Origin of the sequence: Chitinasiproducens palmae (assembly GCF_900095735.1) — a bacterium.
Taxonomy (GTDB): domain Bacteria; phylum Pseudomonadota; class Gammaproteobacteria; order Burkholderiales; family Burkholderiaceae; genus Chitinasiproducens; species Chitinasiproducens palmae.
This window is the reverse complement of record NZ_FNLO01000003.1, coordinates 392169-416396: the sequence shown is the minus strand read 5'-3', so window position 1 is coordinate 416396 and position 24228 is coordinate 392169. Positions and strand designations below refer to the sequence as shown.

Sequence of the window (24228 nt, the reverse complement as noted above, 5' to 3'; positions counted from 1 at the left end):
ATGCCCAATGTCGTGAACAAAGCGCCGGCTCGGGGCCAGGCGCACGCGAGCTCGAACACGCGCGCGCGGCGCTGGCGCGCCGGCCTGCTTGGCGGTTTCTACGCCTGCCTGGCTGCGGCGCTGGTCGGACAGGCGCAGATCGCGCTCGCGCAACCGGCGGGCGTGACGTCCACGACGCAGCCGGTCGGCGCGTCGGGCAACGACATCGGCGGAGGCGGCCCGGCGGCGGCCGGACAGTTGGCCACGCCGGTCCCCGCGGTGGGCGGCTCCCGTACCGGTATCGAGCGCACGCCGACGACCGCCGACCCCGGCACGGTGTTGAGCGACGGCCAGCGTCGCTACGCGTTGTCGTTCCGGCAACTCGGTCTGCTGTATCCGCCGCAGTTGCGAGGCGTGCAGGGCACGGTCGGCGTGCCGTTTTCGGTACGCGCCGACGAAGTGGTGACGGCGGCTCGCTTGCACCTCGTGTACAGCTATTCGCCGGCGCTGATCACCAATCTGTCCCACCTGAAGGTGACGGTGAACGGACAGGTCGCCGCGACCGTGCCGCTGCCCAAGGAGCAGGCGGGCATGCTGCTCACGCGCGATATTCCGCTGGAGCCACGGCTGATCACCGACTTCAACCAACTGGGCGTGGAGTTCGTCGGCCACTACACGATGCAGTGCGAGGACCCGATGCATTCCTCGCTGTGGGCCAACCTGGGTACCGACAGCAGCCTGGAGTTGACGGTGAGCAGCCTGCCGGTCGCCAACGACCTGTCGACATTGCCGCAGCCGTTCTTCGACCGCCGCGACGTGCGCCGGCTCGAACTGCCATTCGTGTTCGGCGCAACGCCGGGCAACGCCACCCTCGAAGCCGCCGGCATCGTCGCGTCGTACTTCGGCCGGTTGGCCGGCTACCGGGGCGCGCTGTTCCCGGCGGCGTCGAACCAGGCGCCGGCCACCGGCAACGCAATCGTCTTCGCGACCAACGACGATCGACCGGCGGGGCTGACCCTGCCGGCCATCGCCGGCCCGACCCTGGCGGTGGTGCCGCAGCCGAACGATCCGCGCGCGAAGCTGCTGCTCGTGCTGGGCCGCGACGCGGCCGAACTGAAGACGGCGGCCAAGGCGCTGGCGCTCGGGCAGATCTCGCTGACTGGCACCAGCACGGTGATCACCGGCCTGAAGGAAGTGCCGGAGCGCAAGCCTTACGATGCGCCGAACTGGTTGCCGACCGATCGGCCGGTACGCTTCGGCGAAATCAACAACGAAGCCGCGCTCAACGTGACGGGCTACAACCCGGACCTGATCCGGCTGAACCTGCGCGTGCCGCCCGACCTGTTCTCGTGGCGCAGCGGTGGCGTGCCGGTGACGCTGCTGTACCGCTACACGCCGCGCCCCACCGCGGACAAGTCGACGTTGAACGTCAGCATCAACGAGAACTTCGTCACCTCGTTGCGCATTCCGACCTATGCCGCCGGCGGCATCAACCTGGCGGCGCTCACCAACACGCTGTCGTCCGACGGCACCGCGCTGCGGCGCGTCGGTCTGGAGCTGCCGCCCTACCTACTCGGTGCGAACAGCCAGCTGCAGTTCCACTACTACTACGACTACGTGAAGAACGGCGCGTGTCGCGACGTCCTGCTCGACAACGTGCGTGGCGCGATCGATCCGGCTTCGACCATCGATCTGTCCGGGCTGCCGCACTATGCGGCACTGCCTGACCTGGCCGGGTTCAGCAACAGCGGCTTCCCGTTCACACGGCTGGCCGACCTGTCCGAGAGCGCGGTGCTGCTGCCTGACACGCCGACGGCCAACGACATCGCAATGTACCTGGCGCTGATGGGCCGCATGGGCGAGTCGACCGGCTATCCAGCGACCAACGTCAGCGTTGGCCGCGCGGCCGACGCGAAGAACTTCGCCGACAAGGACCTGCTGGTGCTCGGCTCGCCGAACAACCAGGCGCTGTTCCAGACCTGGGCGAATGCGATGCCGTTCTCGGCCAACGGCGACTCGCGCACCTTCGACGTGTCGCAGTTCGCGTTCGGCCTGCTCGACTGGTGGCACGGCGAGAATCGCAACAGCAACCTGCCGCGCAATGCGCGTCTGTCGTTGACCGGCGGCGGTGGCGATGCGGTGCTGATGGGCTTCGAGTCGCCGCTGAAGAGCGGCCGCAGTGTCGTCGCCATCGCCAGCAGTACCGCCGACACGCAGGCCTCGATGCTCAACGCCTTGCTCGACGCCGACCTGGTGAAGCAGATCCAGGGCGCGCTGGCCGTCGTGCGCGATCGCAACGTGTCGAGCATCGCGAGCGGCGAAACCTATTACGTGGGCAGCCTGCCAATCTATGCGCATCTGCGCTGGGCGCTATCCGCCCACCCGACGCTGCTGGCGATCGCGGCGTTGATCGTCGCGCTGTTGCTGGCCGCACTCCTGTATCGTGCCTTGCGCGCTGTCGCCGCACGACGTTTGAAGAAATAAGCGTATGAAGAAGCCGTTTTCCCGTTCGACCCTCACGCGTCGCCCGCTGCACCGGTGGCTGCTCGGCGCCGCGCTGTTCGCGGCCTCCAGCGCTGGCGCGAACGGTGCGCTGGCCGCTGCCGCCGCCGAGCCGGCGAACGCGACCGATGCCGCCGCCGCCGCCAATTCGCGCCATGCGGCGCAACTGGCGCAGGCGGCCGCGCCCGCGCAGTCGGGCGATCCCAGCGCGGTGCGGGCCGGCGCGGGGAGCAGCCGCGCACCGGTGCCGGGCGGCCGTTGCAACTGGCCCGACTACAGCGCCTTCCTGGGCCGCCACGTGCAGGCGGACGGGCGCGTGATCGACTACGGTCCGCCACAGCAGACGACGTCCGAAGGGCAGTCGTACGCGCTGTTCTTCGCGCTGGTCGATAACGACCGCGCCACGTTCGACCGCCTGCTGGCCTGGACCGAGGCGAATCTTGGCAGCGGCGACATGGCCGCGCGCCTGCCGGCCTGGCAGTGGGGGCAGCGCAAGGACGGCAGCTGGGGCATCATGGACCAGAATTCCGCGTCCGACGCCGACCTGTGGATCGCCTACGCGTTGTTCGAGGCGGGCCGCCTGTGGCGCCAGCCGCGCTACACGACGCTGGCGCTCGCCATCGTGGACCAGGTCAAGAGCACCGAGCTGTTCTCGTTGCCGTCGTTCGGGCCGATGCTGGCGCCGGGGCAGACTGGTTTCCGGATCGCCAACGACGTCTGGCGTCTGAATCCGAGCTATGTACCGCTGCCGGTCTTGCGACTGATCGCCCGCAACGATCCGCAAGGGCCCTGGAAGACGATCGCCAGCAACACCGTGGCGATGATGCGGGCCGTCGCGCCGCGTGGCTATGCGCCCGACTGGGCTGCCTATCAATCGGGCAAGGGTTTCATCATCGACCCGGTCAAGGGCGACGTCGGCAGCTATGACGCGATCCGCACTTATCTGTGGGCCGGCATGACGCCGAAGTCGGACCCGCTGGCCGCGCCGTTGCTGGCCGCGCTCGGCGGCATGCGCGCCGCGGCCGGCGGCGCGGTGCCGGAGAAGGTCGCGACGGTCACCGGCACGACCAGCGGTACCGGCCCGGCCGGTTTTTCCGCCGCGCTGCTGCCGTACTACATGGCGCTGGGCGCGAACGGGCAGCTCAACGCGGCGCGCGCGCGGGCCGCCGATGCATCCGGCGCGGCGTCGCAGGCGCCCGGTTACTACGACCGGGTCCTGCAACTGTTCGGCCAGGGTTATGCCGACGGGCGCTATCGCTTCGATGCCAGCGGCCGGCTGCTGCCGAACTGGAGCGCGAGCTGCCGCGGCTGAGGCGGCCTGCTGCCAAGCGACCGAGGCAGCGTGCTGCGAATGCGACCAAGGCAGCGTGCTGCGAATGCGACCAAGGCAGCGTGCTGCGAATGCGACCAAGGCAGCGTGCTGCGAATACGGCTCAGGCAGCCTGCTGCCAATGCCGCCCAGGCCGCCTGCTGGCAATGCGGCTGAAGCAGCCTGCCGCCAAAACAACAGGCGGTTTCGAGAAAACGACAAAAAGTTCGTCGCCGCCGTCGCTTCCCTTTACTATTCAAACCATTGCCGTCCGTTCGCCGTGGGTGGCGTCGGACGCGCGCGGCGTGAACCCGCGCGCCCGACACCGCGGCGAGGCGGGCGGCACCGCTTCTCCATCGATCATCCGTGCCCGGCCAGGAGACAGCCGGTTGCCGGGTGCAGCGCGCTGCCGTAAATGACTGAAAGGCCGAGAACACAAGACCTTGCCGTTGCGACGGCGCAGCCAGCCAGGGTGCTGCCTGAAGGCGCTTCACGCCACGCCGGACGGTCGCGATGAATAGCGCACCGCATTTTCCTCTGCGCCGCAGCGCGCTTGCGCTGGCCGCCGTGCTGACCGTTCTCGCTCAGGCGGGACGGGTCGACGCCCAGCAGCAGGACCCGGTCCAGATGCTGATCGACCAGGGCAAATACTGGCAGTCGCACCAACGTGGCGACCTCGCTAGCCAGGCCTGGCAGAAACTGCTGCGCCTGAATCCGAACCAGCCCGACGCGCTGGTTGGGATGGGGATCGTCGAGGCCGACCGCGGACGCAACGACCTTGCGCAGAACTACCTGGCCAAGGTTCGCCAGGCCAACCCCAATTTCGCCGGCATCGCCACGCTCGCGCAACGTCTCGGCCAGCCGGCGCCGACCGACGCCAATCTGAGCGCGGCGCGTCAGCTCGCGCAGCAGGGCAAGAGCAACCAGGCGGTGCAGCGCTACCGCCAGGCGCTGGCCGCCAGTTCGGTGTCGCCGTCTGTTTCACTGGAGTACTACCAGACGCTGGGCGGTACTTCCGAGGGATGGGACGAAGCGCGGCGCGGCCTGGAAAAGCTGGCCAAGGACAATCCGGGCAACGACAGGATCGCGCTGGCGCTGGCCCAGCACCTGACCTATCGCGAAGCGACGCGCCGCCAGGGCATCGACCAGCTTGCACGGCTGTCGCAGCGTGCCGACGTGGCCGATCCGGCTCGCGCGTCGTGGCGTCAGGCATTGATCTGGCTCGGCGCCCGTGCGGCCGACGCGCCGCTGTACCAGGCCTACCTGAAGCTCGTTCCGGACGATGCCGCCGTGAAGGCGCGCCAGGACGCGATCCAGCAGCAGGAGCAGCAGGCACGCGCGGCCCAGGCGGCCAATGCCGCGGCCGATCAGCGCGGCCGCGCCGTGGCATCCGGTTTCGACGCGTTGCAGAACGGCGATCTCGACCTGGCCACGCGGCGTTTCCAACAGATCCTCAGCGAGCGGCCCAACGATACCGACGCGCTGGGCGGACTCGGTGTCCTGCGGCTGCGCCAGGAGAAGTTCGACGAGGCGCGCGACCTGCTGGAACGCGCGTCGCGCGGCAACAATCCGGCACGCTGGCGCCAGGCGTTGCAAAGCGCCACGTACTGGTCGCTGGTCGGCGATGCGAACAGCGCGCGGCAGTCGGGCAATCTGGGGCGCGCGAAGGAACTGCTCGAACGCGCGATCCGTACCGATCCCAACGAGATCACGGCACAGAACGCGCTCGGCGATGTTCTCGCAGCCAACAACGATCCGCGCGGCGCCGAGGCGGCGTACCGGATGGCGCTGCGACGGCAAGCCGATAATCCGGATGCGATCCGCGGCATCGTCGGCGCGCTGGCTGCGCAAGGCAAGGCCGAGGAGGCGTTGTCCTTCGCCAATCAGTTGACCGAACAGCAGCGCGCGCGCATTGGCGGGCTCGGGACCTTGCGTGCGCAACAGCAGCAGGCCGAGGGCCGCGCGGCGGAACAGCGCGGCGACCTCGCCACCGCGCGCACCGATCTCGAAAACGCGCTGCTCAACGATCCGAACAGCCCGTGGATCCGGCTCGACCTGGCGCGCGTCTACAGCAAGCAGGGGCAGCTGATCAGCGCGCGCAGCGTGATGGACGGACTGCTGGCGTCGCATCCCGACATGCCTGACGCGCTCTACGCGAGCGCGCTGCTGTACAGCGAACTGTCGGACTGGAACCGCGCGCTGCAGGTGCTCGAACAGATTCCGCCGGCGTCCCGCACGCGCGACATGGCGAACCTGCAGCGGCGCTGCTGGGTTCATGCCAGCGTCGACCGGGCCAATGCGTTGTCGCAGCAAGGGCAGACCGGTCCCGCCCACACGCTGCTCGACCAGGTGCAGCCGGCGGCCGGCACCAGCCCGGAGCTTCTCGGCATTGTCGCGTCGGCGTATGCGCAGGCGGGCGACGACAACCGCGCGATCAACCTCATGCGGCAGGTGATGGCGCAGAGCGCGCGTCCCGACGCCGGCATGCAGATCCAATATGCCGGCATCCTGCTGAAGACCGGGCAGGACGCGGAGCTGGCGGGCGTCGTGCGCCAGTTGCAGGGGCTGACGCTGACTGACACGGAACGGCGCGATCTCGGCCGCCTGCAGCAGGCGCTGGTGCTGCGCCAGGCCGATCAGCTGCGCGAGCAGGGCGACGTCGTCAACGCCTACAACGTGCTGGCGCCGGCCCTTGCCGCCAATCCGGACGATCCCGACATGCAGGCCGCACTGGCCCGCATGTACGCGGCCGTCGGCGAATACGACCAGGCGCTGCGCCTGTATGTGACCGCGCACCGCGCCCGCCCGACCGACCTCGAACTGACACTCGCCGCGGCCAGCACGGCCAGCCAGGCGGGCAACAACAGCTTTGCCGAAGACGCGATCGACAGCGCGTTGAAGCAGGCGCCTAGCAACCCGCGCGTGCTGGCAGCCGCCGGCCGCATCTACCGCGCGGCGGGCCGGCTGTCGAAGGCCCGCGGCTATTTCGAACAGGCGCTGGCCGCCGAAAACGGCCCGGCCAGCGGTAACGGCCCGCTCGATCTGCGCCTGGTCGGCCGCAACGGCCCGGCCGTCGCGGCGGCGGGCGCCGCTCCCGGCAACCGCCTGCCGGGCAATCCTTTCGTCGGCAAGACGGTCGTCGCCACGCAGCAGAGCGCCGGTGCGCAGACGCAGACCAGCACGACGAGCGGCTATGGGGCAAGCGGTGCGCCGCTGCCCGGCCAGTTCAGCGGCACAGGTTCGCCGGCGTCGCAGAATCCCGGCTTGCCTGCCCAGCCAGTGGTGGGCAACTATCCGTATCCGACACAGGCGTACCCGTCGCAGTCCGGGACGGCGTATCCCTCTTCGACACGTCAGACCATGCCTTACTTGCCGCCGGCGCTGCCGAACGCGCCTTCGAACGTGCCGTACAACCAGGCGCCTGCCAGTTACTATCAGGCGCCGGCCGCCAATCCGGTCAACCGGCCGTTGTCGCCGAGCGGTGCGTTGCCGCGGCGCGACACCGTGCGGCAGACGGTCCAGACGGACGCCCGCGACAGCCTGGGCGCCGACTCGGCCGGTGCCTACGCGTCCGGCGGCGGCTATCCGCAAGCGCCGCTGCCGAATGGCGGCTACGGCTATGTGCAGAACGCGGCGTACGCGGCGCCGCCCGTCTATGCGCAACAGCAGCCGTCGTATCCACAGCAAGGCTACCAACCGGTCGCGTACCCGCAGCAGGCCTATCCGCAGCAGCCGGCGTATCAGCAACCGGCGTATCAACAACCGGCGTATCAACAACCGGCGTATCAGCAACAGGGCTATCAGCCTGCCGCGTACCCGCAGCAGGCGTATCAGCAACCTGCGTATCAACAACCTGCCTATCAGCAGCCGACTTACCAGCAGCCCGTCTACGCACCGCAGGCCTATCAACAGCCGGCGCCGCAGCAGCCGTATCCGCAGCAGGCCTACCAGCAGCCGTATCCGCAGCAGCCGGTGTATCAACAGCCTGCGAACGCCGCGACCGGCTATTCGCCGTGGCCGGAGCCGCCGCTGCCCGCCAACTACGCGCAGGCCGGCGATGCGACGCGCTACGAATGCACGAGCAGCGGGGCCGATGGCGGCAGCCGGTCGTCGGCCAGCGGTCAGCAACCGCAACTGGTCTGCAAGCCGCTGCCGAGCAAGCGCGCGGCACCGCGCCGGACGACGCGGGCCGCGCGTGCGCGCAATCCGGTCGACGTGGTACCGCCGCCGGCCTACGCGCAAAGCTACGCCCAGCCCACCTACGCACCGCAGCAGAACGTCTATCCGCCCGCGAACTATGCGCCGCAGGTGCCGCAGGGCACCGGTAATCCCAGCTGGAACGACAGCGGGACCGCGCAGCCGACCGGCCCGCTGACGCTGCAACAAGAGATCGACCAGATCAACCAGCAGACCGCGTCGACCCTCTCGGCGGGCGTCAGCATGCACAATCGCACCGGCGAGTCCGGCCTGTCATCGCTGATGGACATCGAAACGCCGATCGAAGGGCGAATCGGAGCCGGTGATGGTCATATCGTGGTGCGTGCGACGCCGGTCACGTTGGATGCCGGAACCGCCAGTTCGAGCTATGACGTGGCAAGCCGCTTCGGCGCCGGACCGGCCGCCGCGTACGCGGCCAGCCTTGGCAGCGGTGCCTCGCTGTCGAGCCAGTCCGCGACTGGCGTTGGCATTTCGGCCGGCTACGAGACGCAACACCTGAAGTTCGACGTCGGTTCGACGCCGATCGGCTTCAAGGAAACCAATATCGTAGGTGGCGTGAATTACCGCGGTAACTTCAACGACGAGACCACGATCGCGGTCGACGCATCGCGGCGCGCGGTGACCGACAGCCTTTTGTCCTATGCGGGCGCCTACGACAACCGTACCGGCCAGACCTGGGGCGGCGTTACGTCGTCCGGTGGCCGGGTCGACCTGACCTGGGACGACGGCCTGAACGGCATTTACGGTTACGGCGCGTTCAACTACCTGACCGGCAAGGGCGTTGCCTCGAACACCCGCGGCGAGGGCGGTGGCGGCCTGTATCGCCGCCTCATCAAGCAGGCCGATCGCACCCTGACCGCCGGCGTGAACGTGACGGTGTTCGGCTACGACAAGAATCTGCGTTACTTCACCTACGGCAACGGCGGCTACTTCAGTCCGCAGCAGTACCTGAGCCTCAGCGTGCCCGTTTCGTGGGCGGCTCGCAGCGGCAAGTTCTCGTACCAGGTGAAGGGCTCGCTCGGCGTGCAACATTTCCGCGAGGACGATGCCGCCTACTTCCCGACCAACGCCGCGATGCAGTCGGCGGCGAATACCGCGCAGGCGGCTGCGGCCGCCGCGGGCCTGACAACCCAGACGACGGCGACCTACGCCGGGCAGAGCAAGACCGGCCTGGGCTACAACCTGCAGGCCAACGCCGAGTACCAGCTCGCGCCGCAGATCTATCTTGGCGGCACGGCGGGCATCGACAATGCACGCGACTACAGCCAGTGGTTCGGCGGCATCTACCTGCGCTATGCGTTCGAGCGCATGGGCAGCGCGCCGACACTGCCGCCGGTGCCGCTGCATTCGCCGTACTTGCCGAACTGAGTGCGTCGCATGACAAGCCGGCACGGCGCACGCGCGCGCACGGGACGATCGGGCAGCCGTGCGACGCCGCGTCGCGCCGCCTGGCTGCTATTCGCGGTCCTGCTCGGCGCCGGGACGGCGGTGCATGCCGCCGACGGAACCGACGGCGCGTTGCCGAAGGATCCGCTCGAGGCTGGCCGCCAACAGATGGCGGCGGGCGACCTGGCCGGCGCGCAGCGCAGTTTCACGCAAGCGGTGCAGGCCAGCCCGGGCGATCCGGTCGCACTGAACAATCTGGCCACCGCCCGCGCGGCCAATGGCGACTATCGCAGCGCGATCGCCTTGCTCGAAAGCGCGCTGGCGGCGGCGCCGGGGCGGGCCGACATCGCGGAGAACCTGCGCCGGCTGCGCGGCTGGGTCAGCCGCCACGCGGCCGTGTCGCTCGAAAGTCCCGCCGAGAACGCTGACGCGGATGCCGATCCGCATGCGGCCGACGCGCCGCTCCCGCCGCTCTGGAGCAACCGCGCGGACAGCGGCTGGGCACCGCCGACCGACGTCCTCAGCAACTCGCTGAGCCCGGGCGAGACGGTGGTGCTGCCGGCCGCCGCCCGGGACGATCGCTGACATCGCCCGGTCCGGACAGTCCGGCGCGGCGGTAGTCCGTTACCGCTTCTTACGCCCGCCGCCTGTTCGTCGTGCCGCCAGGCCGGCGCATATATAATGTCGGGTCGTTTCTGTCGAGGAGGGGGAGCCGCCCCATTCTCGTCGGCGCTCCGTTACCCGAGGAATTCCATGCTTTTGCTCACAGGCGGTGCCGGTTTCATCGGCGCGAACTTCGTGCTCGACTGGTTCAAGTCGAATGACGAACCCATCGTCAACGTCGACAAGCTGACCTACGCCGGCAACCTCGGTACTTTGCGGTCGTTGCAGGGCGATGCGCGCCACATCTTCTCGCGCACGGATATTTGCGACGCTGCGGCGGTCCAGGCGCTGTTCGAGCAGCACAAGCCGCGCGCGGTGGTGCATTTTGCCGCGGAAAGCCATGTGGACCGCTCGATCCATGGCCCGGGCGCCTTCGTCCAGACCAATGTGGTCGGTACCTTCACGATGCTCGAGGCGGCGCGCCAATACTGGCAGGGCCTGCCCGACGATGAGCGGCGCGCATTCCGGTTCCTGCACGTGTCGACCGACGAAGTCTACGGTTCCCTCGAGCCAGCGGACCCGCCGTTCAGCGAAACGACCCCGTATCAGCCCAATAGTCCGTATTCCGCGAGCAAGGCGGGGTCGGATCACCTGGCGCGCGCGTATTTCCATACCTACGGGCTGCCGGTGCTCACCACCAACTGCTCGAACAACTACGGTCCGTATCAGTTCCCCGAAAAGCTGATCCCGTTGACGATCGCCAATGCGCTGGCCGGCAAGCCGCTGCCGATCTACGGCGACGGCAGCAATGTGCGCGACTGGCTATACGTCGGCGACCATTGCGCGGCGATTCGCGAAGTGCTCGCGCGCGGCAAGCCCGGCGAGGTGTACAACGTGGGCGGCTGGAACGAGCAGAGCAATCTCGACGTCGTGCACCTGTTGTGCGACCTGCTGCAGGCGCGTCGACCGAAGGCGCAGGGCAGCTACCGCGACCAGATCACCTTCGTGACCGACCGGCCGGGCCATGACCGTCGTTATGCGATCGATGCCCGCAAGATCGAGCGCGAGCTCGGCTGGCGCCCGGCGCAGACCTTCCAGACCGGCTTCGCGGCGACCGTCGACTGGTATCTCGCCAACCAGGAATGGGTGGCGGACGTGATGTCGGGCGACTATCTGAAGTGGGTCGAGACCAATTACCAGGAGCGCTGAGCGACCATGGCACGCAAGGGCATCATTCTCGCGGGCGGCTCCGGCACGCGCCTGTACCCGCTGACGCAGGCGGTCTCGAAGCAGCTGCTGCCGGTGTACGACAAGCCGATGATCTACTATCCGCTGTCGACGCTGATGATCGCGGGTATCCGGGACATCCTGATCATCTCGACGCCGGAGGACACGCCGCGCTTCCAGTCGTTGCTCGGCGACGGCAGCCAGTGGGGCATCTCGTTGCAGTACGCGGTGCAGCCGTCGCCGGACGGGCTCGCGCAGGCCTTCCTGATCGGGCGTGAGTTCATCGGCAACGATCCGTCGGCGCTGATCCTTGGCGACAACATCTTCTACGGCCACGACCTGTTCAAGCAGTTGCAGCGTGCCGACCAGCGCGAGCAGGGCGCCACCGTGTTCGCGTATCACGTGCACGATCCGGAGCGCTATGGCGTGGTCGAGTTCGACGACGCGTTCAAGGCGTTGTCGATCGAAGAGAAACCGGCCAAGCCGCGCTCGAACTACGCGGTCACCGGCCTGTACTTCTACGACAACCAGGTCTGCGACATCGCGCGCGACATCGAGCCGTCGGCGCGCGGCGAACTCGAAATCACCGACGTGAACTCGCGCTACCTGACTCAGGGCGCGCTCGACGTTGAGATCATGGGACGGGGTTTCGCCTGGCTCGACACCGGCACGCACGATTCGCTCGCCGACGCGGCGGTGTTCATCGCGACGCTGCAGAAGCGCCAGGGCTTGATGGTCAGTTGCCCAGAGGAAATCGCTTTCCGTCTCGGCTGGATCGGACCCGCCGAAGTCGAAACGCTCGCCGCGCGCCTGGGCAAGAACGCCTACGGCCGCTATCTGAAGGCTCTTCTCACCGATCAAGTCGCATGGCCATCCAAGTAACCGACACGGCGCTGCCCGGGGTCAAGATCGTCGAACCCAAGGTGTTTGGCGACGCGCGCGGCTTCTTCTTCGAGAGCTTCAACAGCCGCGAATTCGACGAGGCGATCGGCAGCCATGTCGAATTCGTGCAGGACAACCACTCGCGCTCCGCGAAGGGCGTGCTGCGCGGGCTGCACTATCAGATTCAGCACGCGCAGGGCAAGCTGGTGCGCGTCGTGCAGGGCGCCGTGTTCGACGTCGCGGTCGATGTGCGGCGCAGCTCGCCGACCTTCGGCCAATGGGTCGGCGTTGAATTGAGCGCCGACAACAAGCGTCAATTGTGGGTGCCGCCCGGGTTCGCGCACGGTTTCGTGGTGACCAGCGACTCGGCCGAGTTCCTGTACAAGACGACCGATTACTGGTTCCCCGCGTTCGAGCGCAGCCTCGTCTGGAACGATCCGGCAATTGGCATCGACTGGCCGATCGACGGCGAGCCGCTGGTCGCCGCCAAGGACGCAGCTGGCAAGACGCTCGGCGACGCCGAGCTTTTCGACTGACTTGGGAGACTCCGGATGTCTGCGCGTCCTCGCGAAATCATCCTGCTGACCGGTGTCAACGGACAGGTCGGCCACGAATTGGCGCGTAGCCTGCAGGGGCTGGGCGAGGTGATCCAGGCCGACCGCGCGTTGCTGGATCTCGCCGACGTCGAGCGTGCCCGGCAGGTGGTGCGCGACATCAAGCCGACGCTGATCGTGAACCCCGCCGCCTACACCGCGGTCGACAAGGCCGAGGAGGAGCGCGCGCTCGCGATGCGCCTCAATGCCGAAGCACCGGCGATGCTGGCCGAGGAAGCGGCACGGCTGGGCGCAGCCTTGCTCCACTATTCGACCGACTATGTATTCAACGGTGAAAAGACAGGCGCGTATCGGGAAGACGACACAACGGATCCACGCAACGTCTACGGGGCGAGCAAGCTGGCCGGCGAGCGCGCGATCGCGGCCTCCGGCTGTGCGCATCTGATTCTGCGCACCAGTTGGGTGTACGGCACGCGGGGCAAGAATTTCCTGCTGACGATGCTGCGGCTCGGCGAACAGCGTGACCGCCTGTCGGTGGTTGCCGATCAATTCGGCGCGCCGACCTGGAGCAGGACGATCGCGGAGTTGACCGCGTATATCGTCGCTCAGTCTCGCGGCGATTCGCGAGAGGCACAGGCGCGGCAGCAGTGGTGGCAGCAGCGCTCCGGTGTCTACCATCTGTGCGCGAGCGGGGCGACGTCGTGGCATGGCTTCGCCGAGGCGATCTTCGACGACGCGGCCTTGCCGCGCAAGCCGGTGGTCGACGCGATTCCCGCCGCGTCCTACCCGACGCCGGCGGCGCGTCCGGCCAATTCGCGCATGTGCCTCGACAAGCTGGAACAGGTATTTGGACTGGTGCCGCCCGATTGGCGGGATGCGCTGAAGCTGTGCGTCGCGCACTGAACGCTGCCCGCTCGCAGCCGCCACGCCCATGCCAACCTCATCGTCGCCCCTTGCCGCCATGCCGGGCCCGATGTCCGTCGCGCCGGTAGCGCGCGAGCGTCTCGCCGCCGCGCGGGTGCTGGTGGTCGGCGACGTGATCCTCGACCGGTACTGGTTCGGCACGGTCGATCGCATCTCGCCGGAGGCGCCGGTGCCGGTGCTGCACGCGCAGCGGGTCGAGGAACGCCTGGGAGGCGCGGCCAATGTCGCGGCCAACGTCGCCGGGCTCTGTGCGCATGCATCGCTGCTCTGTGTGGTGGGAACCGATGAGGCGGGCGAGCGGCTACTCGCGCTGTTGTCGGCCAGCCGGGTGGAGGCGCATCCGCATCGCGATCCGTCGATCGCGACGATCGTGAAGCTGCGCGTGATGGCACGCCATCAACATTTGCTGCGCATCGACTTCGAGGAGCCGCCTGCGAAGGAAATCCTGCGCGCGGCGCTCGGGCAGTTCGAGGCGCTGATCGACACGCACCAGGTCCTGCTGTTGTCGGACTACGCGAAAGGCGGCCTGGCGCATGTCGAACAGATGATCGCGGGCGCGCGCGCCCGCGGCAGGCCGGTGATGGTCGATCCGAAGGGCGTGGACTGGCGGCGCTATCGCGGCGCGACGCTGATCACGCCGAACCGCAAGGAATTGCGGGACGTGATCGGTGGCTGGTCCAGCGAGGCGGCGCTGCACGCTCGGGTCGACACGCTGCGACGTGACTTGTCGATCGGCGCGCTGCTGTTGACCCGCTCGGAGGAAGGCATGACGCTGTTCGACGACCGCGGCACCGTCCATGTACCCACCGAGGCGCGCGACGTCTTCGACGTGTCGGGTGCGGGCGATACCGTGATCGCGACGATGGCCGCGATGGTCGGTGCCGGCGTGCCGCTGCTCGAAGCGGTGGTCCATGCGAACCGTGCCGCGGGCGTGGTGGTCGGCAAGCTCGGCACCGTGCCGGTCGGCTACGACGAACTGGTCGCGGCGCACCGGGTGCAAGCATGACGCATCAGCGGCTTGGCCGAAGGCACTGACACACGGTGGCGTCTCTCTCCCCAGGCTGCGGCACGGTCGTCGTGTTCTTTCATCCGGACCCGGCGTGCGTGGCACGCGCGAACCGGTATGCGACGCTCGGCCCCTGTGCAGTGGTCGATAACACGCCACGCCGTGCCAGCGCGGCGGAGTTGGGTCTGGCCGCCGACGTGCACTACATTGGCAACGCCGCCAACCTGGGGATCGCCACGGCGTTGAACCAGGGCGTGGCGCAGCTGCGGGCACTGGCGTGCGACGCGGCGCTGCTGTTCGACCAGGACAGCGAGCCCTCGGCTGCATTGTGGCGCGGGCTCGTGGCGGCACTGTCAGACGCGCGCGCGGCAGGGCGCCGGGTGGCGGTCGTCGGGCCCGCCTACGAGGACGCGCGTCTCGGCGGCGTCGCGCCATTCGTCCGCTTCGGTTTTCCGCGGCTGCAGCGCGTGCCGGCGGAAGGAAGCGAGCTGGTCGAGATCGATTTCCTGATTACGTCGGGTTCGTGTGTGAATCTGCACGCATGGACCGACATCGGTGAGATGGACGAAGGGTTGTTCATCGATTTCGTCGACGTCGAGTGGTGTGTGCGCGCGCGCCGGGCCGGCTACGCGGTGCTGGGCGCGCCATGGCTGCGTCTGGCGCACGCGCTCGGCGGCGAGCCGATCCGCGTGCTGGGGCGCCGGTATCCGAGCCACGGTCCGGTACGCCACTATTATTTGTTTCGCAACGCGGTCGCGCTCATCCGGCGCGCCTACATGCCGGCCGCGTGGAAGTGTAACGAGTTGCTCAAGATGCCGGCCCGCCTGGTGATCTACGGCATATGGCTGAGGCCCCGCAGCGCGCATGTGACAAGCGCGCTGCGGGGCATCTGCGATGGCCTGAGAGGGCGCAGCGGGCCGATGCCGGTGCGTGCCACGCGGTCGGACGATACTTAAAAAGATAGTGAGGGTCCCTTGTTTGCAGGTGTAAACGATTTGGTGCGGAGCGCGAAGCTCTGGCGCCTGTGGGCGTTGCTGGGCTGGCTGGAAATCCGGCAGCGTTATGCCCGCTCGCGGGTCGGGCCGTTCTGGCTGACGATCAGCATGGGCGTGATGATCGGTTCGATCGGCGTCGTGTATGGCACGTTGTTCGGCCAGAAGATGAGCGATTACCTGCCGTTTCTCTCGGTCAGCCTGGTGATGTGGAGCATGTTCGCGCAGACCGTGCAGGAAGGCAGCCTGGCGTACATCAACAGCGGCACCTACATCCGGCAGGCGGCGACGCCACGCCTGATCTACATCCTGCAAGTGGTATGGCGCAATCTGGTGGTGCTCGCGCACAACTTCGTGATCGTGCTGCTGTTGCTCGTCGTCTTCGGCGTGAAGGACTGGACAGCGCTGCCCGTATTCATCCCGGCCTTGCTGCTGTATCTGCTCAACGCGCTGTGGCTGGCGATGCTCGTCGGGCTGCTTTCGGCGCGCTTCCGCGACCTGCCGCAAATCATTTCCGCGTTGATCCAGGTGGCGTTCTACGTCACGCCGATCATCTATCGGCCAAGCGCATTGACCCGTTTCTCGTTCATCGTCGATTGGAATCCGCTGGCGCACCTGATCGAACTGGTGCGGGCGCCGCTGATCGGGCAGTTTCCAAGCGCGCTCACTTGGGAAGTCACGATCGGCATGGCGGTGGTCGGCTGGATCGTCGCGCTGACGATGACCGGCCGGTTCTCGAAGCGCATCCCGTACTGGGTCTGACCGGCAGAGGAGTCCGAGGAACAGCATGGCATTCATCGAATTCAAGGGGGCGACCCTCGACCTGCCGATCTACGACGTGCAGGGACGCTCGCTCAAGAAGAAACTGATGCGGTTGGGCCGGCGCAACGCGATCGCCGAGAATCAGGACGGTGTGATCACCGTGCGCGCGCTCGACAACGTCGATCTGCGTTTCGACAGCGGCGACCGGGTCGGCCTGATCGGGCACAACGGCGCGGGCAAGTCGACGCTGCTGCGTACCATGGCCGGCATTTATACACCCAGCTCTGGCGTGGTCAGAACCGAGGGCAAGACGGTGCCGCTGCTCGACATCAGCCTGGGCATGGACGAGAACTCGACCGGCATGCAGAACATCCGCCTGCGCGGCCTGCTGCTGGGCATGCACAGCGACGAGATCAAGCGCAAGACGGCGGAGATCGCCGAGTTCTGCGAGCTCGGCGATTATCTCGATCTGCCGCTGCGCACCTATTCGAGCGGCATGCGCGTGCGTCTGGCCTTTGCCGTCTCGACGGCGGTGGATGCGCAGATCCTGCTGCTCGACGAAGTGATGGGCGTCGGCGACGCGTCGTTCCAGGCGAAGGCAAATGCCCGCTTGAACGACCTGCACAGCCGCGCCGAGATCGTCGTGCTTGCGATGCACTCGAATTCCGAGATACGCCGCGTATGCAACAAGGCGCTGTGGATGGATCACGGCAAGGTCAGGGGGTTCGGGCCGGTCGAGGACGTCGTCGCGGCGTACGAGGCACAGGTCTGAGCCGATGAGACGGCGGCTCTCGGCTGCGCCCCGCATGCTCCGCGCGCTCGCTCAAGTGAGCCGCGCGCGGGGCGGTCCGCTGGCGCTGCTCCGCGACGTGTATCGCAAGCTGCGCGCCGAGGGCTGGCGCGGCATGCGCCAGCTCGCCGCGCGGGCGGCCGGCGCCGACGACTACGACGCGTGGGTCGAGCGCTTCGACCGTCACGACGGTCCTTGGCGCGCCGCGTTGCAGACGGCGCTGTCGGCATTGCCCGAACGGCCGCGGATCTCGGTCATCGTGCCGGTGTTCAATGCGCCCGAAGCCTTTCTGCGACGCGCCATCGAATCGGTCCGCGAGCAGTGCTATTCCGACTGGGAACTGTGTCTGTGCAACGATGCGTCGACCGCGCCGCACGTCGCGCCGCTGTTGGATCGCTACGCGGCACGCGATTCACGCATCAAGGTGGTGCATCGCAGCCAAAACGGACACATCAGCGCCGCCAGCAACGACGCGCTTGTGCTTGCCACGGGCCGCTTCGTCGCCTTGCTCGACCACGACGACGAACTCGCGCCGCACGCGCTTGCGATGATCGCGTTGTACGCTGCGCGTAATCCGGGCGCGCGGCTGTTCTACAGCGACGAGGACAAGCTCACCGCCGACGGCCAGCGCGTCGAACCGTACTTCAAGCCCGACTGGGACCCGGTGCTGATTCTGGGACAGAACGTGTTCTCGCATCTCGGCGTGATCGAAACGGCGTTGATGCGCGAGGTCGGTGGCTTCCGGACCGGCTTCGAAGGCAGCCAGGATCTCGATCTGGTACTGCGTTGCGCGGAGCGGGTCGCACCGTCGCAAATCGTTCATATCCCGCACGTGCTGTACCACTGGCGCCTGAGCGGGGAAAGCACGGCGCGCGCCGTCGGCGCCAAGCCGTACGTCGTCGACGCAGCGCTGCGCGCAGTGCGCGAGCACCTGGCGCGGCGCGGCGTGCGCGCCAGCGTGCAGGCGGTGCAGGCCGGCGCGTCGATGCTGGCAGTCCGTTACGCGTTGCCTGAGCCGCCGCCGCTGGTCTCGATCATCATTCCGACGCGCGACCGCGCGCCGTTGCTGCGCCAGTGCGTCGACAGCGTGTTCGCCCACACGCGCGGCGTGCCTTTCGAAGTGATCATCGTCGACAACGGCTCGACCGACGCGGACGCATTGGAATTGATGGCTGGCTACGCGGCTCGCGAGTCGGTCCGGGTCATGCGCATCGATGCGCCGTTCAATTTCGCGGCGCTCAACAACGCCGCGGTCGCATGCGCGCGGGGCAGCCTGCTGTGCCTGCTGAACAACGACATCGAAGTGACCGCCAGCGACTGGCTCGACACGTTGTGCGGTTACGCGACTCAGCCCGGCGTCAGCGCGGTGGGCGCAGCGCTCTGCTATCCTGACGATCGCCTGCAGCACGGCGGTGTCGTGTTGACCGGCGAGTCGATCGCCGCACACATGCACCATCTGCTGCCGAAGGGCGCGCCCGGCTACTTCGGGCGAGCGCTGCTGGCGCAACGGGTAGCGGCGGTCACCGCGGCCTGCCTGGTGGTGAGCAAGGCGGCGTATCAGGAGGTGGGCGGCATGGATGCGGCCCAGTTGCAGATTGCGTACAACGACGTCGATCTGTGTCTCAAACTGCAGGCAGCGGGCTGGCACAACGTCTTCGTGCCATACGTGCCGCTGTACCACCACGAATCGGCCAGCCGGGGGCGGGACGATTCGGGCGCCGCCGCGCAGCGTCTGGCGCGCGAGGCGCAGGTGATGCGCGCGCGCTGGAGCACCGTGCTCGACGCCGATCCTCACTACAATCCGAATCTCAGTCTAGAACATGGCAAGCTGTTCCGACTGGCCAGTCCGCCCCGCGTGCTGCCGGTCCACATGCTCGCCTCAGGGTAAGCCCCAAATGGAATACACCGCTGAGCGGTCGGCGCCGCGTCGCGGCGTGACCATCGAACCGGCAGGATGCGATATGGGCGCCATCGGCCTGGCGCCTTGCAAGGATGTGGTCGTGCTGGCCCGCGAACCGGTGCCCGGCCTCGGGCGGTTGATTGCCACGGCACGTTCGGTATGCGGCGTGTTCTCGGACGCAGGCCCGACCGACCTGTCAGGCGACGCGAGCCCCCGGCACCAGCCTGGCGAGGCACGCGCGCTGCCGCTGATGGACGCGTGCTGCGACCTGGTCGTCGATTACGCGACCTGCTCGGCGCCGCAGGCGGCGCAACGCGCCGTGTCCAGCATCGTGGACAGCCGGCGCTTGCTGCGCCCCGGTGGCGTGCTGCTGCTCGATCTGTCGCGTCGCGACGGCGCTGGCCGCTCCGTCGGCACGCTCGACGAAGCGGCGACCGAGACACAGTTGCGCGGCGCATTTCAGCATCTCGCGTTCTACCGCTGGCCGGGCGGCGACGCGTTTGGGACGCTCGCCGAGGCGCTGGCGGATACGAGGCGTCCGGACGGCGAAGCGGGCGCGGCGGCATATGTGTGCGCAGTGGCTTCCGACGGTCCATTGCCGCGTGTCTCGCCGCAGGTGTTCGGACCTGCGGCTGAAGCTGCCGAAGTGACCGATGCGAGCGATGCGAACGATGCGAACGATGCGAACGATGCGAACGATGCCATGCCGCGCGCGATCGCTGGACCATCGCGCTTGGCAGGGTCGGTCGAGGGTGGTTCGACCAAAGGGCAGGCTGCGGCGGCGCGGGTCGAAGCCACCGGCGCCGAGGCGCAAAGCGCGGCACTCGAACAGGCGGTGCAGCGACTTTCGGCCAGCAATGCCGAACTCGCCGCCACGGTCCAGGCACTGCGGCACTCGATGAGTTGGCGCATTTCCGCGCCGCTTCGCTGGCTTGTCTCGACTGGCCGCCGCGTGGCCGGTCCCTTGTCAGGCCTACTCGGACGCGGCGCCGCCTATACCGCGCTGCAAGACCTGACGTTGGCCGAGGACGGCTTCCTGCGCGCCGGCGAGCGACCGGTTTTCGGGTTGAGCCCGCGCGGCGGCGCACTGCGTCCCGGCTGGGCATGGCTCGAGGCAGAGATCGAAAGCGACCGACCGGCCTTGAACGCAACGCTCTTCTCGGTGTGCGAGGACGGCCATCGGGTCGCGCATTCGCTCGTGCTCGGGCACGGGCTGGCGTCCCGTCTGGTTGCCTTGCCGGCCGGTGTGCGCAGCTTGCGATTCGAACTGATCGACGCCGCCGGCGCGCGCATCAAGGTGCATCGCCTGTCGTTCGCGCCGCTGGGCCGTGTCGGCCTGGCGTTGAAAGCCTATCGGATGCTCGATGTCGACCAGCGCCGCCATTTTCTCGGCGCGCTGTTGCATGGTCATCCAGGGCGCGCATTGATGCAGTTGCGCGGCGCGCTCGCGGCGGGCGCGGGCAGCGATGCTTACCGCACCTGGGTCGCGTTGTACGACACGCCCACCGACGCCGACCTCGAACGCCTGCGGGCCCTGGGCGCGGCCTTGCCGCGTCAGCCGCTGATTTCGATACTGATGCCGGTCTACAACACGCGGCCGCAGTACCTGCGCAAGGCGCTCGACAGTGTGTGCCGGCAGACGTACGGCAACTGGGAACTGTGCATCGCGGACGATGCGTCGCCGAACGGCGAGGTGCGCGCGATCCTGAACGAATACGCGGTGCACGATCGCCGCGTCAAGGTCGTGTTCCGGGAGTCGAACGGACACATCTGCGCGGCGAGCAACAGTGCGTTGGAGCTGGTCGCCGGCGACTTCGTGGCGCTGATGGATCACGACGACGCGCTGCCACCGCACGCGCTCTACATGATCGCGAAGGAAATCAACGATCATCCCGACGTCGACATGATTTATACCGACGAGGACAAGGTCGATGCGGACGATCACCGGCACGATCCACATTTCAAGACGGACTGGAACCGCGAGCTTTTCTATTCGCAGAACATGGTCGCGCACCTCGGCGTTTACCGAACCGATCTGGTGCGTCGCATCGGCGGTTTCCGCGTCGGCTTCGAGGGTAGTCAGGACTACGACTTCGTGTTGCGTTTTCTGCCGCACACGGAGGCCGCGCGCATTCGCCACATCCCGCATGTGTTGTATCACTGGCGCATCTTCCCGGGCGTGACGAGTTTCTCGACCGATAACCCGGACGCTTCGCTGGACACCGCGCGGCGCGCGATGCGCGACTATTTCGCGACCGCCGAGCCGGAGGCCGACGTGGTGCCGGTCGGGCACGGCTGGTGGCGCATCAAGCGTCCGTTGCCGTCACCGCTGCCGCGGGTCTCGTTGATCGTGCCGACGCGCGACCGGCTCGACGTGCTGAAGGTGGCGGTGGACGGTCTGCTGAACGAAACGGACTACGCCAACCTGCAAGTGATCGTGGTGGACAACGACAGCGTGGAACCGGCGACGCTCGCCTATTTCGAGACGCTGCGCGCGGATCCGCGCGTCACCGTTCTGCGCGTACCGGGTCCTTTCAATTTCTCGGCGTTGAACAACCGCGCGTTGGAGGTAGCCGACGGCGCCATTCTGGGCTTCGTCAACAACGACATCGAGGTGATCGATGCCGGTTGGCTGGGCGAAATGGTTGCGCAGGTCAGCCGGCCCAATGTCGGTGCGGTTGGCGCGCGGCTGTATTATGCCAACGACACCCTGCAGCACGCAGGCGTGATTCTCGGCATCTATGGCGTCGCGGCGCACAGTCACCGGCATTTCGCGCGCAATTCGGTGGGCTACTTCGGCCGCCCGGTGCTGGTGCAGAACCTGTCCGCCGTGACCGCCGCATGCATGCTGGTGCCGCGCGCTGTTTTCGAGGCGGTCGGCGGCTACGACGAGGAAGGCCTGACTGTCGGCTACAACGACGTCGACCTGTGCCTGCGCATACGCGAACGCGGCTACGACATCGTTTACACGCCGTTCGCCGAGTTGCGCCATCTGGAATCCGTATCGCGCGGCGAGAACCGGAGCGCGGCGCAGATTGCACGCGATGCCAAGGAGCGTGCGACGATGATCGCAAGATGGCCGAGCGTGATTTCGCGCGATCCGTTCTACAACCCGAATCTGTCGACCGCGAACGAAGATTTCACGCTGTCCTTTCCACCGCGCGTGCCACGTCCGTGGGCGCAAAGTGGAGTGGAAACGTGACGATGCGTCAGTTCGCGGGCCGGGCGAAGCGATGGCTCGCACGACGCTCCCCCGCTCTGGCCGCGACCTTCGATCGTGCGGAGCGCCTGGCGACGGCGTCGCAGCGCCGCATGCAGCGCCGGGCGCTCGACACCGCCATACGGGATGCTCGCACCGCGTACGACCAGGCGCGACCGGCCGATGCGGCGGCAGTGCAGGCGCTGGCCGCGCGTTCGGCGGTGGTGGTGGTGAGCGCGGCGCCGTTCGAGAATCTCGACCGTCTGGTGGACGCGCTGAAGCAGGAGCGGGTCACGTTGCGTGAGCTCGTGATCGTCGATGCCACGCCCGAGGTGCCTCAAGGGGTTGCGATTCGCGATCGGTTGCGGGCCTGGCGTTTCGTGTTGCCGCTGACGCGGCTGATCGTGCACGCGTATGACCGTCAGGAGCTGCGCTTTGCCGACGCGGTCGAGCAAGGGTTGGCGGCGACCGACGCCGATCATGTATGGATCGCGGGCCGGCACTTCGTGCCGCTGGCCGGCTGCTTCGAATATCTGTTGAAGGCCTGCGTCCGCGAACAGGACGATGCGGTCATCGTCGCTGTCGGCGTCGATCCGCACTTCGGCGTTCGCGCAACCGCGTTGGACCCGGCGACGCTGCAACCGTCCGTCAGCCAACAGCTCAGCGCCGTGAGCGATCTGCCATTCGACCTCGCCGCCGCGCCGGTGACGCGCGAGAGCGGGCCGTTGCTGCGGGCGACAAACGGTTTCCCGGACAGTCTGTTCGGTGGCGCACGTCGGCTGCTGGTCGATGAACGCGGCCACGTGTTCGATCGCCGCTTCGTGACCAATCTGGCGGTGCCCGACATGGCGCTGCGCTTGCACGAACGTGGCGTGAACGTCCAGATCGCGCATACTGCCGCAGCCCGCTCGCTGCGCGTCGGTTCGAGCGATGCCGCGGCGCCCTGGGCAGCGTTGCACGACTGGCGTTGGCTTGTCGACAAACGCGCCGGTTCGGTCGCGGATCCGGACCGCATCGAACTGGTGTGTCCGTTCCACCGGGGCGACGTGATGATCGCAATCCAGGTTGCACAACTGGTCGCGTCGCAGGGGCGCAGGATACGTCTCCACGTCGCTGAATCGCTTCGTTCCTGGGTCGCGCAATTCGCGCCGGCCTTCGAAGTCGCGACGGTGCCGGTGCCGATCGTTGCGGCCGAGGAAACCTGGTCGCAACTGATGGTCAGCTACCGCTACGTCGCGCAGCGGCCGGATGCTTCGCCCTGGCTGGCGCGCTGCCATCCCAGCCAGAGTCTGTCCGACACCGGCTGCAACCTGGTTGAGTTCATGCTGCAGGAAGTTGGATTGCCACGCGATGCGCGGCTGCCCAATGCACTGCCCACGGTCACGCAGACGGAGCGCGACGTCGCCGACGCCATCTTCGCGCGTTTCGCCGGCCCGGTCGTCTTCGTTCATCCGCTCGGCGGCTGGCGGCTCAAATCGTTGCCGGAAGCACTGCTGGCCGACGTGGCACACAGGGTCCACGCCGCGGGCATGGCGCTGGTGCAGATCGGCGGGGCGTCCGATGCGCGAAGCCCGCATTGCGACGACGCCATTCTCGAGAATTTCAAACCCGCGCAGTGGCGGGAGATTCTTGAGCGCGGCACGGCGCTGCTGGGCGTCGACTCATGGAGCGCGCACTTCGGCGCGATCCTCGATATTCCGCAGGTCTGCTTCTACGGATCGACGCACCCACACCATGTCAGCAGCAAGCGATGGTTCGCGCATCAGTCGTCCGTCTGTCTCGACATGGGACCAATCGTCAACTGTTCGCCGTGCAATTCGCTGCACTGTCTGGCGTTTCCCGGACGCGCGGATTGCACCGGATATGCGCTTGATGTGCCTGCCATCGAAAGCTTCCTCGCGGCGGCACGCACGGGACGCGCTGGCCGGCCCGGCTTGGCGCGAGGCGAATTGAGCCATGAAATTGACCCATAAGGTTGGCGGAACCGAGACAAGC

Annotated in this window: 15 protein-coding genes; all 15 read left to right on the top strand. The window is 67.6% G+C overall.

The window, feature by feature from the left end; genetic code table 11:
- The 15 genes from bcsB to BLU54_RS07465 all read left to right on the top strand — a co-directional run bounded on the left by bcsB (position 1) and on the right by BLU54_RS07465 (position 24206).
- Positions 1-2463, top strand: coding sequence for a cellulose biosynthesis cyclic di-GMP-binding regulatory protein BcsB (bcsB, locus tag BLU54_RS07535; RefSeq protein ID WP_091906595.1), 2463 nt, complete (start codon positions 1-3; stop codon positions 2461-2463).
- A 4-nt stretch (positions 2464-2467) separates the two neighbouring features.
- Positions 2468-3793: a cellulose synthase complex periplasmic endoglucanase BcsZ gene (gene bcsZ, locus BLU54_RS07530; protein ID WP_091906593.1), complete on the top strand. Its 1326-nt coding sequence runs from the start codon at positions 2468-2470 to the stop codon at positions 3791-3793.
- Positions 3794-4303: 510 nt separating this feature from the next.
- Positions 4304-9376, top strand: a complete 5073-nt coding sequence (locus BLU54_RS07525; RefSeq protein WP_235837832.1) for a cellulose synthase subunit BcsC-related outer membrane protein — start codon at positions 4304-4306, stop codon at positions 9374-9376.
- Between the two features lie 9 nt (positions 9377-9385).
- Positions 9386-9979 carry a tetratricopeptide repeat protein gene (locus tag BLU54_RS07520; RefSeq protein WP_091906591.1) on the top strand — a complete coding sequence of 198 codons (594 nt, stop codon included), beginning with the start codon at positions 9386-9388 and terminating at the stop codon, positions 9977-9979.
- Positions 9980-10147: 168 nt separating this feature from the next.
- A complete protein-coding gene (gene rfbB, locus BLU54_RS07515; protein WP_091906589.1) occupies positions 10148-11206 on the top strand; it encodes a dTDP-glucose 4,6-dehydratase in 1059 nt (352 codons plus the stop codon).
- Between the two features lie 6 nt (positions 11207-11212).
- A complete protein-coding gene (gene rfbA, locus BLU54_RS07510) occupies positions 11213-12106 on the top strand; it encodes a glucose-1-phosphate thymidylyltransferase RfbA (RefSeq protein ID WP_091906587.1) in 894 nt (297 codons plus the stop codon).
- The gene (gene rfbC / locus BLU54_RS07505; protein ID WP_091906585.1) at positions 12091-12642 is read left to right on the top strand and encodes a dTDP-4-dehydrorhamnose 3,5-epimerase; all 552 of its coding nucleotides are present in this window, start codon (positions 12091-12093) and stop codon (positions 12640-12642) included. The genes rfbA and rfbC overlap by 16 nt, the downstream gene beginning before the upstream one ends.
- 15 nt (positions 12643-12657) lie before the next feature.
- On the top strand, positions 12658-13563 hold the full coding sequence (gene rfbD, locus BLU54_RS07500) for a dTDP-4-dehydrorhamnose reductase (RefSeq protein ID WP_091906582.1): 906 nt from the start codon (positions 12658-12660) through the stop codon (positions 13561-13563).
- Between the two features lie 28 nt (positions 13564-13591).
- The gene (gene rfaE1, locus BLU54_RS07495) at positions 13592-14590 is read left to right on the top strand and encodes a D-glycero-beta-D-manno-heptose-7-phosphate kinase (protein ID WP_407919399.1); all 999 of its coding nucleotides are present in this window, start codon (positions 13592-13594) and stop codon (positions 14588-14590) included.
- A gap of 35 nt (positions 14591-14625) precedes the next feature.
- Positions 14626-15546: a glycosyltransferase family 2 protein gene (locus BLU54_RS07490; protein ID WP_091906578.1), complete on the top strand. Its 921-nt coding sequence runs from the start codon at positions 14626-14628 to the stop codon at positions 15544-15546.
- A gap of 18 nt (positions 15547-15564) precedes the next feature.
- Positions 15565-16344 (top strand): ABC transporter permease, encoded by a 780-nt coding sequence (locus BLU54_RS07485; protein ID WP_091906576.1) that lies wholly within the window; start codon positions 15565-15567, stop codon positions 16342-16344.
- 25 nt (positions 16345-16369) lie between these two features.
- Complete coding sequence (locus tag BLU54_RS07480; RefSeq protein WP_091906574.1) at positions 16370-17116, top strand: ABC transporter ATP-binding protein; 747 nt, start codon at positions 16370-16372, stop codon at positions 17114-17116.
- Positions 17117-17150: 34 nt separating this feature from the next.
- Positions 17151-19022 (top strand): glycosyltransferase family 2 protein, encoded by a 1872-nt coding sequence (locus BLU54_RS07475; RefSeq protein WP_091906572.1) that lies wholly within the window; start codon positions 17151-17153, stop codon positions 19020-19022.
- Positions 19023-19029: 7 nt separating this feature from the next.
- Positions 19030-22236: a glycosyltransferase family 2 protein gene (locus BLU54_RS07470; RefSeq protein ID WP_170845064.1), complete on the top strand. Its 3207-nt coding sequence runs from the start codon at positions 19030-19032 to the stop codon at positions 22234-22236.
- Positions 22233-24206: a glycosyltransferase family protein gene (locus BLU54_RS07465; RefSeq protein WP_139169543.1), complete on the top strand. Its 1974-nt coding sequence runs from the start codon at positions 22233-22235 to the stop codon at positions 24204-24206. The genes BLU54_RS07470 and BLU54_RS07465 overlap by 4 nt, the downstream gene beginning before the upstream one ends.
- Positions 24207-24228 lie beyond the last annotated feature (22 nt).

Bases quoted from the DNA above. Each gene is read 5' to 3' on its own strand.
- bcsZ (WP_091906593.1), top strand. From the start codon at position 2,468: ATGAAGAAGCCGTTTTCCCGTTCGACCCTCACGCGTCGCCCGCTGCAC.
- BLU54_RS07470 (WP_170845064.1), top strand. From the start codon at position 19,030: ATGGAATACACCGCTGAGCGGTCGGCGCCGCGTCGCGGCGTGACCATC.
- BLU54_RS07475 (WP_091906572.1), top strand. From the start codon at position 17,151: ATGCTCCGCGCGCTCGCTCAAGTGAGCCGCGCGCGGGGCGGTCCGCTG.
- rfaE1 (WP_407919399.1), top strand. From the start codon at position 13,592: ATGCCAACCTCATCGTCGCCCCTTGCCGCCATGCCGGGCCCGATGTCC.
- bcsB (WP_091906595.1), top strand. From the start codon at position 1: ATGCCCAATGTCGTGAACAAAGCGCCGGCTCGGGGCCAGGCGCACGCG.
- rfbB (WP_091906589.1), top strand. From the start codon at position 10,148: ATGCTTTTGCTCACAGGCGGTGCCGGTTTCATCGGCGCGAACTTCGTG.
- rfbD (WP_091906582.1), top strand. From the start codon at position 12,658: ATGTCTGCGCGTCCTCGCGAAATCATCCTGCTGACCGGTGTCAACGGA.
- BLU54_RS07525 (WP_235837832.1), top strand. From the start codon at position 4,304: ATGAATAGCGCACCGCATTTTCCTCTGCGCCGCAGCGCGCTTGCGCTG.
- BLU54_RS07520 (WP_091906591.1), top strand. From the start codon at position 9,386: ATGACAAGCCGGCACGGCGCACGCGCGCGCACGGGACGATCGGGCAGC.
- rfbA (WP_091906587.1), top strand. From the start codon at position 11,213: ATGGCACGCAAGGGCATCATTCTCGCGGGCGGCTCCGGCACGCGCCTG.
- BLU54_RS07480 (WP_091906574.1), top strand. From the start codon at position 16,370: ATGGCATTCATCGAATTCAAGGGGGCGACCCTCGACCTGCCGATCTAC.
- rfbC (WP_091906585.1), top strand. From the start codon at position 12,091: ATGGCCATCCAAGTAACCGACACGGCGCTGCCCGGGGTCAAGATCGTC.